Genomic DNA, 14,684 nt, shown 5'->3' on the forward strand with positions numbered 1-14,684 from the left:
CAACGAATTTCCTCGATCTGGGGTTGCGCGAGTGACGAGACTCGGTGCACAGTGAAGACGTGGCCAGTCGAAGCGCAGATTCCAGGACCGGGAACGGATCGTCACTGACGATCGACGCCGTATCCCTGGCGATCATCGAACAGCTCCAGGAGGACGGTCGCCGTCCGTACGCCGCCATCGGCAAGGCCGTGGGCCTGTCCGAAGCGGCCGTGCGACAGCGCGTCCAGAAGCTCCTCGATCAGGGCGTCATGCAGATCGTCGCCGTCACCGACCCCCTCACCGTCGGCTTCCGCCGTCAGGCGATGGTCGGCATCAACGTCGAGGGTGACGTGGAGCAGGTGGCGGACGCGGTGACGGCCATGGCCGAATGCGAGTACGTGGTGATGACCGCGGGCTCCTTCGACCTGATGGTGGAGATCGTCTGCGAGGACGACGACCACCTCCTGGATGTGATCAACAAGCGCATCCGCACTCTCCCCGGCGTGCGCTCCACCGAGAGCTTCGTCTACCTCAAGCTCAAGAAGCAGACCTATATGTGGGGAACCCGATAGCCGTGAGCAAGGACCTCTCCAAGACCGCCTACGACCACCTGTGGATGCACTTCACCCGCATGTCGTCGTACGAGAACAGCCCCGTCCCGACCATCGTCCGCGGCGAGGGCACCTACATCTTCGACGACAAGGGCAAGCGCTACCTCGACGGCCTCGCCGGCCTGTTCGTGGTCCAGGCCGGACACGGCCGGACCGAGCTCGCCGAGACGGCCTACAAGCAGGCCCAGGAGCTTGCCTTCTTCCCGGTGTGGTCCTACGCCCACCCGAAGGCCGTCGAGCTGGCCGAGCGCATCGCGCACCACGCCCCCGGCGACCTGAACAAGGTCTTCTTCACCACCGGCGGCGGCGAGGCGGTCGAGACCGCCTGGAAGCTGGCGAAGCAGTACTTCAAGCTGGTGGGCAAGCCCACCAAGCACAAGGTCATCTCCCGTGCGGTCGCCTACCACGGCACCCCGCAGGGCGCCCTGTCCATCACCGGACTGCCGGGCCTGAAGGCCCCCTTCGAGCCGCTGGTGCCCGGTGCGCACAAGGTGCCGAACACCAACATCTACCGCGCCCCGCTCTTCGGCGACGACCCGGAGGCCTACGGCCGCTGGTGCGCCGACCAGATCGAGCAGCAGATCCTGATGGAGGGCCCGGAGACCGTCGCCGCGGTCTTCCTGGAGCCGGTGCAGAACGCCGGTGGCTGTTTCCCGCCGCCGCCCGGCTACTTCCAGCGCGTGCGCGAGATCTGCGACCAGTACGACGTGCTGCTCGTCTCCGACGAGGTCATCTGCGCCTTCGGCCGCCTCGGCACGATGTTCGCCTGCGACAAGTTCGACTACGTACCGGACATGATCACCTGCGCCAAGGGCATGACCTCGGGCTACTCCCCGATCGGCGCGTGCATCATCTCCGACCGCCTCGCGGAGCCGTTCTACAAGGGTGACAACACCTTCCTGCACGGCTACACCTTCGGTGGCCACCCGGTCTCGGCGGCCGTGGGCCTCGCCAACCTCGACATCTTCGAGCGCGAGAACCTCAACCAGCACGTCCTGGACAACGAGGGCGCCTTCCGCGCCACGCTGGAGAAGCTGTACGACCTGCCGATTGTCGGCGACGTCCGCGGCAACGGCTTCTTCTACGGCATCGAGCTCGTCAAGGACAAGGCGACCAAGGAGTCGTTCAACGACGAGGAGACCGAGCGCGTCCTGTACGGGTTCCTCTCCAAGGCGCTGTACGACAACGGCCTGTACTGCCGCGCCGACGACCGCGGCGACCCGGTCGTGCAGCTGGCGCCGCCGCTGGTGTCCGACCAGTCCACGTTCGACGAGATCGAGCAGATCCTCCGGGCCACCCTCACCGAGGCCTGGACGAAGCTGTGACCCTCGGCGTGATCGTCCGATCGTAGGCTGAACGCGGCCCGGGTCCTGCCCCATCCGAGTGAGATGGGCGGACCCGGGCCGTGTGCTGTCCTGACACCCGGCTCGCCAATACCTACGGTTCCTGTGACCGATCCGCCCTACCATCGTTCCGCCGTACGGGGGAACACCGTACGGGGAAACGACACATCAGAACCGATACCGAGGTGTACGCCATGGTGGCCCCGCCGGACAACGACGTGCTCTGGGCACGCGCCCTGCACCACTCCCACAACGGCTCCCCCGCGCTCCAAGGCGTCTCCCTCGGCGTGCGCGAGGGCGAGATCCTCGCGGTCAGCGGCCCCCGGGGAAGCGGCAAGACGACACTCCTGCGCTGCCTGTCCGGCCGTCTCGTCCCCCGCGACGGTGAAGTCTGGTTCAACAGCGCCCCCGTCCACACCATGACCCCGCTCCAGCGCGAACGGCTGCGCCGCGACCGGTTCGGCTGGATCGGCCCCGCCCCCGACCTCGTCCCGGAGCTCACCGCCTGGGAGAACACCGCCCTGCCGCTGATGCTCCGCGGCACCTCCCGCCGCGCCGCCAAGGCCGCCGCCCTCGACTGGCTGGAGCGGCTCGACGCCGGCGACTGCGCCCGCAAACGGCCGCACGCCCTCCTCCACGGCCAGCGCCAGCGCGTCGCCATCGCCCGCGCCCTGGTGACCATGCCGTCCGTGCTGTTCGCCGACGAACCGACCGCGCCCCTCCACCGCGCCGACGGCGCCCAGGTGCTGCGCACCCTGACGGCCGCGGCCCGCTCGCACCGGATCACCGTCCTGCTCGCCACGCACGACCCGCAGGTCGCGGCCCTCGCCGACCGCACGGCGCACCTGCTCGACGGGCGACGGGTCAACTCCGTACAACAGCTCGACGGAGCGGAGGGCCGCGACGCGTGCTCGCTCTCCGTCTAGCCCGCGGCGCCCATCCCCTGGTGCTCCTGCGCCGGCTGCTCGTCGCGGCCGCGTCGGCGGGGGTCGGCTTCCTGCTGCTGTGCACCCTCGGGTACGCGGTCGGGCACCCCGGCGAGTCGCGGGCGGCCCTGGCCCGCCTGGCCTGGTGCGTGCTGCCGCTCGCCGCCACCGTGCACTTCGCGGTCGCCGTCGCCCGTACCGACCCGACCACCCGGCCGCGCCCCGGGCTGTCGGCGATCGGCCTGGGCCCGGCCCGGCTCGCCGCGGTCGCCGCCGCGTCGACCGCCGTGTCCTGCACCCTCGGCTCGATGGTCGCGCTGCTCGTCTTCCTGCACCTGCGCGGCGACCTCACGGGCCTGCCGTTCGACGGCGCCGCCGCCGAACTGCTGGGCGCGGGACGGCCGCTGCCGCTCGCGGGCGCGCTGACGCTGCTCGCGATCGTGCCGGTCGTCGCGTCCACGTCCGCCGCCCTGACACTGCGACCGCGCCGCAAGGCGGTCCTGGACGACGACCCCGACACCGCCGAACCCGCCCCGGCGGCCCCGCCGAACGGGCTGCCCTGGGGCGTGGCCCTGGTCGCGCTGGGCGTGGCGGTCGAGACGTACGCCTCCCGGGGGCAGGGCGGCGGGGCGGCGGCACTGCCGCTGCCGGGGGGCCTCGGCGGCGGCCCGGTGGGCGTGCTGGCGGGCTGGGCGCTCACCGCGGTGGGCCTCGCCGTCGCGGGGCCGGGCCTCACGCACCTGACCGGGCGGCTGCTCCAGACGTTCCGTCCGGGTGTGACCCGGCTGCTGGCGGGCCGCGCGCTGATGGACGAGGCGCGGCGCATCGGCCGACCGCTGGGTGTGGCGTGCGCGGTGGCGTCGGCGACGATCGGGGCGACGACGCTGTACGGGACGGGCGGCGCCCAGCCGTTCGGCCCCCTGACGGGGCTGGGCGCGGCGCTGGTCATGGCGTGCACCACGGCGACGCTGCTGACCGCGGCGCTGGAGTCCCGGCAGACCCGCGTCTCCACGAAGGACGCGCTGCTGCGCCTGGGTGCCTCGGCCTCCACTCTCCGGCTGGCCGTGGGCATGCGGGCCTTGGCGCTGCTGATGGTGTTCGCCCCCCTGACCTGGGCGATCGCGGAACTGGCGGCGCTGCCGCTGCGGCGGTAGGACCCCCGGAGCCCTGATCCGGGGGCCGTGCGGCCCTGCGGCGGCCCGTGTGACCGGGTGCCGGGGCCTCGGGGGCCGGGCGCGGCGCCGGACGTCCGCCGTACCGGGGGCGGGAGGACGGTGACTATCGTGGCGGCATGGCGCACACACCCAGGCACGGCCACGACCGGGAGATCGAGACGCTCCAGGAGTTCGACGAGGTGGCCGCGCGCGGCAGCCTCGTCGGGTACCGCCTCCAGTCCGTCGACCTGAGGGAGCGTACGAGCGCGCTGCTCGCCCTCCCCGCGACGGGCGCCGTGTTCCTAGGCTGCCGGATGGAGCCGGACGCCGCGGCGAAGGCGCGTGCCGAGGGGGCGCTCGTCTTCCCGCCCGTGCCGGACCTGCCGTTCGACCCGTACCGGGGAACGCTGTACTCCCCCGACGACCTCTTCGCGGGCCTCGCGGAGCAGGGGTACGAGGGGACGCCGGACGCTCTGGCGTACGCCTGGTTCCAGCGGACGAAGGCGGACGGCGACATCTTCGGGTCGATGCTGCGGGCCGTGCACGACGACTCGGTCTCCGACGCGCTAGACGAGCACCTCGCCGGGGCGCGCGTGGTCGGGGTGATGGGCGGCCACGCCATGGCGCGTGGCACGGACGCGTACGCCGGCGCCGCCCGGCTGGGCCGGACCCTCGCCCGCGCCGGGCTGACCGTCGCCACGGGCGGCGGGCCCGGCGCCATGGAGGCGGCCAACCTGGGCGCGTACGCCGCACCGTTCGACGACGCCATGCTGGAGGAGGCGTTGCTGCTGCTCGGCAAGGAGCCGTCGTTCGTACCGTCCGTGGGCGACTGGGCGCGGGCGGCCTTCGAGGTGCGGTCCCGCTGGCCCGGGGGCGGTGACTCGGTGGGCATCCCGACCTGGTTCTACGGCCATGAGCCACCGAACGCGTTCGCGTCCCGCATCGCGAAGTACTTCGCCAACGCCACCCGGGAGGACGGCCTGCTGGCCCGCTGCGACGCGGGCGTCGTCTTCCTCCCCGGCGCCGCCGGCACCGTCCAGGAGATCTTCGACAACGCGACCCCCAACTACTACGAGTCCCGCGGCGAACCGACCCCCATGGTCCTGGTCAACCGGACCCACTGGACCGAGCACCTGCCCGCCTGGCCACTGCTGCGCTCCCTCGCGGCGGGCCGCCCCATGGAGCCGCGCATCGCCCTGGTCGACAGCGTTGCCGAGGCCCCGGAAGCCCTGCGCAGGCTCGGTGAGCGCTGAGGCGACGCGCTGAGCAAGGAGACGCCGGAGCCGCTGGCACGTTGACGCCAGGTCCAGGAGGACTTCGTCCGGGCGTTGTTGCGCCGCTGACGTCCCCGGCGCCATCGGACGGGCCTTCCCACCGGCCCGGTAGCCGCAAGTCAACGGGGCGACGGCGGCGCTGGTCGTCGGCGAGACGGTGCTGCCGGGCATGATCGGTGTGCTGTGGCTGGGGGACGCGTCCCGGCCGGGCCTCGCGTGGCTGGCCGTCCTGGGGTTCGTGCTGGCGGTGGCGGGAGCGGTCGCGGTGGCGTGGTTCGGCGCGCCGGAGTCCGAGCCGCCGCGCGGTGCGGAGGAAGAGCCCGGGGAACTCGCCCGCGTGGGCTGAGCCGCGCCCTCACGGGCCCCCGGCTGCGGCTCATGACAGGTGCCACGATCACCGCGGCCGCCCCCGCGCGGCACCGGGTCAGCCGAGGACCACGACCTCGTCCGCCGCGAAGGTGACGCCGACCACCGCCCCCTGCTCCGGCGCGTCCCGCAGCGCGCACGTGGCCTCCAGGGCGGGGCCGGACTCCGGCCGGAGCCGCACCGCCACGTGGTGGCCCCGGAACGTACGGGCCTCGACCGTGCACCGCAGTCCGTCGGCGGGGTCGCCGAGCCGGACGCCGGCGGGCCGCACCAGCACCTGGGCCGCTCCCCGCGCCGACCCGCCCGGCACCGGGAGCTTGCCCCACACCGTGTCGGCCGCCTCGCCGGTCACCGTCGCCGCGACCACGTTGTCGAAGCCCAGGAACCGGGCGACGAACTCGGAGGCCGGGTGCTGCCAGACCTCCAGCGGCGTACCGCTCTGGGCGACGCGTCCGTCGCGCATGACGACGACCCGGTCGGCGAGCGCGAACGCCTCGCCCTGGTCGTGCGTGACGGCGAGCACCGTGGTGCCGAGCCGGCCGAACAGCTGCCGCAGCTCGACCACGAGCCGCTCGCGCAGCCCCCGGTCGAGCTGGCCGAGCGGTTCGTCGAGCATCAGCAGCCGGGGGCGGGGCGCCAGCGCCCGCGCGAGCGCGACGCGCTGCTGCTCGCCACCGGACAGCGCGGCGACGGCCCGCCGTCCGGCGCCGGGCAGGCCGACGAGGTCCAGCAGCTCCGTCACCCGGGAGGCCTGCTCCTTGCGCGCGGTGCCGCGGGTGCGCAGCCCGAACGCGACGTTGCCGGCCACGTCCCGCTGCGGGAACAGCTGGTGGTCCTGGAACATCAGCCCGACGCCGCGCCGGTGCACCGGCACGCCGGTCTGGTCGGCGCCGTCCAGCAGCACCCGGCCCGCGTCCACCGGCTGGAGCCCGGCCACCACCCGCAGCAGGGTCGACTTGCCGCTGCCGCTCGGCCCGAGCACGCACACGATCTCGTGGTCGGCGACGTCCAGCGACACCGCGTCCACGGCGGCGCGTGCTCCGAAGCGTACGGTCACGTCCTGAAGAGCGAGCATGGTCAGAACTCCCCGGACCGGTTGACACGGATACGTTCGAGCAGCAGCAGGGCCACCGCGCACACCACCATCAGGATCGTGGACAGGGCCATGGCCTGGCCGTAGTTGAGTTCGCCGGGCCGGCCGAGCAGCCGGGCGACCGCGACCGGGAGGGTCGGGTTGTCGGGGCGGGCGATGAACACGGTCGCCCCGAACTCGCCCAGCGACACGGCGAACGCGAAACCGGCGGCCACCGCGAGGGCCCGCCCCACCAGCGGCAGGTCCACCTCGCGCCACACCCGCCACGGCGAGGCGCCGAGCACCGCCGCCGCCTCGCGCAGCCGCACGTCCACGGCGCGCAGTACGGGCAGCATGGTCCGGACGACGAAGGGCACCCCGACCAGGGCCTGGGCGAGCGGCACCAGGATCCACGACGAGCGCAGGTCGAGCGGCGGCTCGTCCAGCGCGATCAGGAACCCGAAGCCGACGGTCACGGCGGACACGCCGAGCGGCAGCATCAGCAGCGCGTCGAAGCCGCGTACGAGGCGCCCGGCCCGCCGGGCGAGCGCGGCGGCGGCGAGCCCGCCGACCAGCAGGGCGATCCCGGTCGCGGCGACGGCGTACTCCAGCGAGTTGCCGACCGCCTCCAGGGGCGGCACCAGGAACGTCCCGCCGGCCGCGTCCACGTCCTGGAGCGCCCGGTAATAGCCGAGGCCCCCGTCGAAGGACCGCTCGACGAGCACCCCGAGGGGCAGCAGGAGCAGCAGCACGATCGTCACGAGGACGGCGCCGAGCAGCGCCCACTGCCCGGCACCACGCGGGCGGCGGGCGGTCGAGCCCGCGTCCACCAGCCTCAGCGCGGTCTCCCGCTTCCGTACCGTCCAGGCGTGGACGGCGAGGATCGCGCCGACCGCGGCGAACTGCACGAGCGTGAGCACGGCCGCCGTCGGCAGGTCGAGCAGCTGCGCGGTCTGCCGGTAGACCTCCGCCTCCAGCGTGCGGTACGCGGGCCCGCCGAGGATCTGCACGATGCCGAAGGAGGTGTACGTGAAGAGGAACACCATCAGCGCGGCGGCGGCCACGGCGGGCCCGAGCGCCGGCAGGGTCACCCGCCGCCAGGCGCCGAGGCGCGAGGCGCCGAGGACCCGGGCGGCCTCCTCCTGGCGCGGGTCGAGCTGGGACCAGAGGCCGCCGACCGTCCGGACGACGACCGCGTAGTTGAAGAAGACGTGCGCGAGGAGGATCGCCCACACGGTCGTGTCGAGCCGTACGCCCCACCGCTCGTCGAGGAGCCCGCCCCGGCCGAGGAGCGCGAGGAACGCGGTGCCGACGACGACGGTCGGCAGGACGAACGGCACGGTGACGACCGCCCGCAGCAGCGCCTTGCCGGGGAAGTCGAAGCGGGCGAAGACGTACGCGCCGGGCAGCGCGATCAGCAGGGTGAGCGCGGTGGAGGCGAGCGCCTGCCAGGTGGTGAACCACAGCACGTCCAGGATGTCGGGGCGGCCCAGCACCTCGCCGAGCCGCCCGAAGCGCCAGCCGCCGTCGTCCGCCCTCAGCCCGCGCCCGACGATCGCGGCGACGGGGTAGGCGAAGAAGACGGCGAAGAACACTACGGGCAGGACCATGAGTCCCGCCCGCGGCGCGCCGCGCTTGAAGGTGCCTACTTCAGGACGAGCGAGGACCACGTCTGGATCCACTGGTCACGGTTCTCGGCGATCTTCTCGGGCGCGACGGTGTACACCTTCTCCACCTGGGCGCCGTGCTTGGTGAACAGTTCCGGGAGCTCGGCGTCCTTCGCCACCGGGTTCACGAACATCTGCAGCGGCATGTCCTCCTGGAACTTCTTTCCGATCAGGAAGTCGATGAGGGCCTTGCCGCCGTCGGGGTTCTTCGCACCGGTCAGCAGACCGGCGAACTCGGTCTGCTGGAAGCACGTGCCGGTGGAGACGCCGGTCGGGGCCTCGGCGGGCTGCGGCTCGGCGTACAGCACCTCGACGGGCGGGCTGGAGGCGTAGGACACGACGAGCGGCCGGTCGCCCTTGGCCTGCTTGCCGCCGGCCGAACCGGAGAACTCCTGGTTGTAGGCGAGCTCCCAGCTGTCGACGACCTTGACGCCGTTGGCCTTCAGCTTCTTCCAGTAGTCCTGCCAGCCGTCGTCGCCGTACCGGGCGGCCGTGCCGAGCAGGAAGCCCAGACCGGGCGAGGACCGCTCGGGATTCTCGACGACGAGCAGGTCCTTGTAGGCGGGCTCGGCGAGGTCGTCGAAGGTCTGCGGCGGCGCGAGCTTCCTGTCCGCGAAGTACTTCTTGTCGTAGTTGACGCAGATCTCGCCGGTGTCGACGGGCGTGACGCGGTGCTTGCCCTTGTCCAGCTGTACGGCCTCGGGGACCCGGTCCAGGCCCTTGGCCTCGTACGGCTCGAAGAGACCGTGGTCGAGCGCCCGGGAGAGGAGGGTGTTGTCGACGCCGAAGAAGACGTCGCCCTGCGGGGCGCCCTTGGTGAGGATCGCCTTGTTGACGGCCTCGCCGGCGTCGCCGCTCTTGAGGACCTTGACGGTGTAGCCGGTCTGCCGGGTGAACTCCTTCAGGACCGCCGGGGTGGCGTTGAAGGAGTCGTGGCTGACGAGCGTCACGGTCTTGGGCTTCGTACCGCCGTCACCGGCGTCCTTGCCGGAGTCACCGCCGCAGGCGGTGAGTGTCGTGACGCCGAGCGCGGCGGCGAGGGTGCCGGCCGCGATTTTCCTGGTGGTGCTCACTGAGATTCCTCCTGGGTGTGACCAGGAAGAGACGCGGCCCCGCCCACCCCCCTTTTCCGGGGAGTGGGCAGGGCGCAACAGCTTGAGTAACGACCGAACTTCCTACCCAGAATGACCTGGGCGAGGTTCAGAGGGTCTGCGGCCTGACGGTGCCGCACTCTCAGCGCTGTGGCGCTCCCCTGTCGGAATATGCAGGTGTGTTCGACCTCAGACTACAAGCTCACCGCTCGGCGGCCGCGAGCTGTCCACAGGCACCGTCGATCTCCTGACCACGGGTGTCACGGACGGTGACCGGCACGCCATGGGCGGCGATCGCCTCGACGAACGCCTTCTCGTCCTCGGGCCGGGACGCGGTCCACTTCGACCCCGGGGTGGGGTTGAGCGGGATCAGGTTGACGTGGACGCGCTTGCCCTTGAGCAGCCGGCCCAGGAGGTCGCCACGCCAGGCCTGGTCGTTGATGTCACGGATCAGGGCGTACTCGATGGACACCCGGCGGCCGGACTTCTCCGCGTACTCCCAGGCGGCGTCGAGCACCTCCCGGACCTTCCAGCGCGTGTTCACGGGGACGAGGGTGTCGCGCAGTTCGTCGTCGGGGGCGTGCAGCGACACGGCGAGGCGGCACTTGAAGCCCTCGTCGGCGAAGCGGAGCATCGCGGGGACGAGGCCGACCGTCGAGACGGTGATGCCGCGCTGCGAGAGCCCGAGCCCGTCCGGCTCGGGGTCGGTGAGGCGGCGGACGGCACCGACGACGCGCTTGTAATTGGCGAGCGGCTCGCCCATGCCCATGAAGACGATGTTGGAGAGGCGGGCGGGTCCTCCCGGCACCTCGCCGTCCCGCAGCGCCCGCATCCCGTCGACGATCTGGTGCACGATCTCGGCCGTGGACAGGTTCCGGTCGAGCCCGGCCTGGCCGGTGGCGCAGAACGGACAGTTCATGCCGCAGCCGGCCTGGGAGGAGATGCACATGGTGACGCGGTCGGGATACCGCATCAGGACGGACTCGACGAGGGTGCCGTCGTGCAGTCGCCACAGCGTCTTACGGGTGGTGTCGTCGTCGCACGAGATGTGGCGGACGACCGACATCAGGTCGGGCAGCAGCTCCGCGGCGAGCTTCTCGCGGGAGGCGGCGGGGATGTCCGTCCACTCGGCCGGGTCGTGCGCGTACCGCGCGAAGTAGTGCTGGGACAGCTGCTTGGCGCGGAACGGCTTCTCACCGATCGCGGCGACGGCCTCCTTGCGCTCGGCGGGCGTCAGGTCGGCGAGGTGGCGCGGTGGCTTCTTGGCTCCGCGCGGGGCGACGAAGGTGAGCTCTCCCGGTGCGGGGCGTGGCATGACCTGGTACTCCTCAACAAGGACGAGGCCGCGGTACGGGAGCCGGGTGACCTCACCGGATGATCCCCGCGCGGGTCGCGGGGCCGAAAGGGCCCGCCGCGACCGTGCGACGAGCCCTTCCAGGGTAACCGGACCGCGGTTCAGCCTGTTCCGACGAAGATCACCAGCAGCAGCCAGACCACGGGGGCGGTCGGCAGGAGCGAGTCGAGCCGGTCCATGATGCCGCCGTGACCGGGCAGCAGCGTGCCCATGTCCTTGATGCCGAGGTCCCGCTTGATCATCGACTCGCCGAGGTCGCCCAGCGTGGCGCTGGCCGCGACGGCGACGCCCAGCAGCAGCCCCTGCCACCAGGTGCCGCCCTCGATGGCGAACTCCATGCACAGCGCGCCGGCGGCCATCGCGAACGCCACCGCGCCCAGGAGCCCCTCACGCGTCTTGCCGGGGCTGATGCGCGGCGCGAGCTTGTGCCTGCCGAACCGCCAGCCGACGGCGTACGCGCCGGTGTCGCTGACCACCGTCAGGAGCAGGAAGGTCAGCACCCGCCACGGACCGTCGTCGGCGGTGAGCATCAGCGCCACGAACGTCGCCAGGAACGGCACGTAGAAGGCGGCGAACACACCGGCGGTGACGTCCTTCAGATAGCCCTCGGGCGGCTCGGTCATCCGCCACACGAGCACCGCGAGCGCCGTGAGCGCCATGGCCACCCAGGCGCCCTCGGGCCCCCGTACGTACCCGGCCACGACCATGGCCGCGCCGCCGACGGCGAGCGGCACGAGCGGGGCCCTGATGGACTTGCGCTCCTGAAGGCGGGAGGTCAGCTCCCAGAGCCCGACCACGACGGCGACGGCTATCACACCGACGAACACGGCCTTGACGACGAAGAGCGACGCGACGATCACCGCGCCGAGACCGACGCCCACCCCTATGGCGGCCCTCAGGTCCCGGCCGGCCCGCTTCTTCTGCTTCCTCTGCGGGCCGGGCTGCTCCGGAGGCTGCGGCGCTCCCGACTGCGGGCTGGGCATGGGCTCCTGCGGATTCTCCGGCTGCGGCCGCGGCGCGTACGGCGGCTCCGGCGCGTACGGCGCCCGCCTGTCGTACGGCGCCTGCTCCGGCCGCTGCGTCTCGTCACGGAACGGGGGACCGCTCAGCGGAGCGGTCCCCCGGTCGCGGTCGTCCTGGTCTCCGCCGGTGTCTCCACCGGCGGGAACGTCGGGCACGATGGGCATGGGCCGAGTCTGCTGTGCCTCATGCCCGTCGTAGGCGGGACCCGCCGGGGCTGCCGGAGCGAACCCCGGGTGGTACCCCTGGTCGGGCGGACCCCATTGACCGCCTCTCGGCGGGGCCCCCCAGGAAGAGTCGTTCATCAGACCTCGAGCAGCTCGGCTTCCTTGTGCTTGAGCAGCTCGTCCACCTGCGTGACGTACTTCGCGGTGGTGTCGTCGAGCTCCTTCTCCGCACGGCGGCCCTCGTCCTCGCCGACCTCGCCGTCCTTGACGAACTTGTCGATCGTCTCCTTGGACTTGCGGCGGACCGAGCGGATCGAGATCTTGGCGTCCTCGGCCTTGCCCTTGGCGACCTTGATGTACTCGCGGCGGCGCTCCTCGGTGAGCTCGGGGAACACCACACGGATGATGTTGCCGTCGTTGCTCGGGTTGACGCCGAGGTCCGAGTCGCGGATGGCCTGCTCGATGTTGCGCAGCGCGCTCTTGTCGAACGGGGTCACCACGGCCATGCGGGGCTCCGGAACGGAGAACGACGCCAGCTGGTTGATCGGCGTGACGGCGCCGTAGTAGTCGGCCACGATCTTGTTGAACATGGCCGGGTGGGCGCGCCCGGTACGGATCGCGGCGAAGTCCTCCTTGGCGACCAGGACGGCCTTCTCCATCTTCTCCTCTGCTTCGAGGAGGGTCTCTTCGATCACCACTTGCTCCTGCGTGTCTATGAGTAGGCCCGGCGTGCAAAGGGCTGCGGAACCTGCGTCGCGTCTGTTCCCTGCACGGTGTCCGACCGGCAGGGCTTTGTCCATCCCCTCGTGGGGCGCCCCGGGCAGTTCCCGGACCCGGGATCGGGTACTGGTGCCCGGGATCAGGTCCTGGTGCCCTGGTCGCTCACGAGAGTGCCGATCTTCTCACCCTTCACCGCACGCGCGATATTGCCGGCCGCGAGCAGCTCGAAGACGAGGATCGGGAGGTTGTTGTCGCGGCAGAGGGTGATGGCGGTGGCGTCCGCGACCTTGAGGTCGCGGGAGAGCACCTCGCCGTACTCCAGCGCGTCGAACTTCACCGCGTCCGGGTTGGTCTTGGGGTCGGAGTCGTAGACCCCGTCCACCCCGTTCTTGCCCATGAGGAGGGCTTCGGCGTCGATCTCCAGGGCGCGCTGGGCCGCGGTGGTGTCGGTGGAGAAGTAGGGCATGCCCATGCCCGCGCCGAAGATCACGACGCGGCCCTTCTCCAGGTGCCGCACCGCGCGCAGCGGGATGTACGGCTCCGCGACCTGCCCCATGGTGATGGCGGTCTGGACACGGGAGTCGATGCCCTCCTTCTCCAGGAAGTCCTGGAGGGCGAGGCAGTTCATGACCGTGCCGAGCATGCCCATGTAGTCGGAGCGGGCCCGGTCCATGCCGCGCACCTGAAGCTCCGCCCCGCGGAAGAAGTTGCCGCCGCCGATCACGACCGCGATCTCCGCGCCGTCGCGGACGACCGCGGCGATCTCGCGTGCGATGGCGTGTACGACGTCGGGATCGACGCCGAGGCCACCACCGCCGGCGAACGCCTCGCCGGACAGCTTCAGCATGAAGCGGCCGGCCTTGTTACCGGTGTTGTCGTCGCCCTGTGCGGCGCCCTGGTTCATGGAGATCTCCTCGTGCACATACGAAGAAGGCCATTGCCGGTGGGTGCTGTTGTCCCTACGGCAATGGCCTCCTCGTCAGATCTGTGGCCGGCCGGCGCTGACGCGACCGACCGTCCACTGGGAAAACCCTAGCGGGATCCCGTGTCGAGCGCGTACCGGCTCAGATGCCGACCTTGATGCGGCTGAAGCGCTTCAGGGTGACACCGGCCTCGTCCAGGACCTTCTGGACGGACTTCTTGTTGTCCAGCGCGTACGGCTGACCCAGGAGGGTGGCGTCCTTGAAGAAGCCGTTGAGGCGACCCTCGACGATCTTCGGGAGCGCGGCCTCGGGCTTGCCCTCGGCGCGGGTGGTCTCCTCGGCGACGCGGCGCTCGGCCTCGACGACCTCGGCCGGGACGTCGTCCTTGGAGAGGTACTTCGGGGCGAAGGCGGCGATGTGCTGCGCGACACCCTTGGCGATCTCGGCGTTCTCCTTGTCGAGCTCGACGAGGACACCGATCTGCGGGGGCAGGTCGGGCATGGTGCGGTGCATGTACGCCGCGACGTAACCGCCGGAGAACTGCGCGAAGCGGTCCAGGACGATCTTCTCGCCGAGGTTGGCGTTGGCCTCGTCGACGTACGCCTGGACGGTCTTGCCGGCCTCGATCTCGGACGCGAGCAGCGCCTCGATGTCGGCGGGGGCGGTCTTGGCGACGTGCTCGGCGAGCGCCTTGGCGACGCTCTGGAACTTCTCGCCCTTGGCGACGAAGTCCGTCTCGCACTTCAGCTCGACGAGGACACCGGAGGTGTTGTCGTCGGCGATCACGGAGACGACGGCACCGTTCTCGGCGGAGCGGCCCTCGCGCTTGGCGACGCCCTTCTGACCCTTGATGCGGAGCGCCTCGACGGCCTTGTCGACGTTGCCCTCGGCCTCGTCGAGCGCCTTCTTGCAGTCCATCATGCCGGCGCCGGTGAGCTCGCGGAGCTTCTTGACGTCAGCGGCGGTGTAGTTCGCCATGATCTGTGAGTCTCTTTCGAAGTCTGGAAGATCTACGAA

The 14,684-nt window shown here is 71.5% G+C and carries 13 protein-coding genes and 1 pseudogene; 6 read left to right on the forward strand and 8 right to left on the reverse strand.

The genetic code is table 11. From position 1 onward, the window contains the following. Window positions 1-44: 44 nt before the first annotated feature. From ABD347_RS28895 to ABD347_RS28920, 6 genes and pseudogenes are all read left to right on the forward strand, one after another. Window positions 45-551 carry an Lrp/AsnC family transcriptional regulator gene (locus ABD347_RS28895; RefSeq protein WP_344366739.1) on the forward strand — a complete coding sequence of 169 codons (507 nt, stop codon included), beginning with the start codon at window positions 45-47 and terminating at the stop codon, window positions 549-551. Then, window positions 536-1,915, forward strand: coding sequence for an aspartate aminotransferase family protein (locus ABD347_RS28900; protein WP_344366741.1), 1,380 nt, complete (start codon window positions 536-538; stop codon window positions 1,913-1,915). Before ABD347_RS28895 ends, ABD347_RS28900 begins: the two co-directional genes overlap by 16 nt. A gap of 212 nt (window positions 1,916-2,127) precedes the next feature. Next, window positions 2,128-2,859, forward strand: coding sequence for an ABC transporter ATP-binding protein (locus ABD347_RS28905; RefSeq protein ID WP_344366743.1), 732 nt, complete (start codon window positions 2,128-2,130; stop codon window positions 2,857-2,859). Beyond that, entirely contained in the window at window positions 2,841-4,013 is a 1,173-nt protein-coding gene (locus ABD347_RS28910) for a hypothetical protein (protein ID WP_344366744.1), read from the forward strand. The genes ABD347_RS28905 and ABD347_RS28910 overlap by 19 nt, the downstream gene beginning before the upstream one ends. Before the next feature lie 137 nt (window positions 4,014-4,150). After that, entirely contained in the window at window positions 4,151-5,266 is a 1,116-nt protein-coding gene (locus ABD347_RS28915) for an LOG family protein (protein ID WP_344366746.1), read from the forward strand. A gap of 139 nt (window positions 5,267-5,405) precedes the next feature. Further along, window positions 5,406-5,633 (forward strand): annotated as a pseudogene (locus ABD347_RS28920) (hypothetical protein); the annotation flags it as partial. A gap of 78 nt (window positions 5,634-5,711) precedes the next feature. On the opposite strand, the gene ABD347_RS28925 reads toward ABD347_RS28920, so the two are convergent. From ABD347_RS28925 to tsf, 8 genes are all read right to left on the reverse strand, one after another. Further along, on the reverse strand, window positions 5,712-6,728 hold the full coding sequence (locus ABD347_RS28925) for an ABC transporter ATP-binding protein (RefSeq protein WP_344366748.1): 1,017 nt from the start codon (window positions 6,726-6,728) through the stop codon (window positions 5,712-5,714). Window positions 6,729-6,730: 2 nt separating this feature from the next. Then, window positions 6,731-8,335 carry an ABC transporter permease gene (locus ABD347_RS28930; protein ID WP_344366909.1) on the reverse strand — a complete coding sequence of 535 codons (1,605 nt, stop codon included), beginning with the start codon at window positions 8,333-8,335 and terminating at the stop codon, window positions 6,731-6,733. A 35-nt stretch (window positions 8,336-8,370) separates the two neighbouring features. Beyond that, entirely contained in the window at window positions 8,371-9,465 is a 1,095-nt protein-coding gene (locus tag ABD347_RS28935) for a thiamine ABC transporter substrate-binding protein (protein WP_344366750.1), read from the reverse strand. Between the two features lie 220 nt (window positions 9,466-9,685). Continuing rightward, a complete protein-coding gene (gene rlmN / locus ABD347_RS28940) occupies window positions 9,686-10,798 on the reverse strand; it encodes a dual-specificity RNA methyltransferase RlmN (RefSeq protein WP_344366751.1) in 1,113 nt (370 codons plus the stop codon). A 140-nt stretch (window positions 10,799-10,938) separates the two neighbouring features. Beyond that, a complete protein-coding gene (locus tag ABD347_RS28945) occupies window positions 10,939-12,162 on the reverse strand; it encodes a phosphatidate cytidylyltransferase (RefSeq protein WP_344366753.1) in 1,224 nt (407 codons plus the stop codon). Beyond that, on the reverse strand, window positions 12,162-12,719 hold the full coding sequence (gene frr / locus ABD347_RS28950; RefSeq protein WP_344366754.1) for a ribosome recycling factor: 558 nt from the start codon (window positions 12,717-12,719) through the stop codon (window positions 12,162-12,164). Before frr ends, ABD347_RS28945 begins: the two co-directional genes overlap by 1 nt. Before the next feature lie 164 nt (window positions 12,720-12,883). Continuing rightward, window positions 12,884-13,648, reverse strand: coding sequence for a UMP kinase (pyrH, locus tag ABD347_RS28955; RefSeq protein WP_344366755.1), 765 nt, complete (start codon window positions 13,646-13,648; stop codon window positions 12,884-12,886). A gap of 160 nt (window positions 13,649-13,808) precedes the next feature. Then, entirely contained in the window at window positions 13,809-14,645 is an 837-nt protein-coding gene (gene tsf / locus ABD347_RS28960; RefSeq protein ID WP_344366757.1) for a translation elongation factor Ts, read from the reverse strand. Between the last annotated feature and the right edge of the window lie 39 nt (window positions 14,646-14,684).

It is taken from the genome of Streptomyces gobitricini, from assembly GCF_039532985.1.
Classification (GTDB): domain Bacteria; phylum Actinomycetota; class Actinomycetes; order Streptomycetales; family Streptomycetaceae; genus Streptomyces; species Streptomyces gobitricini.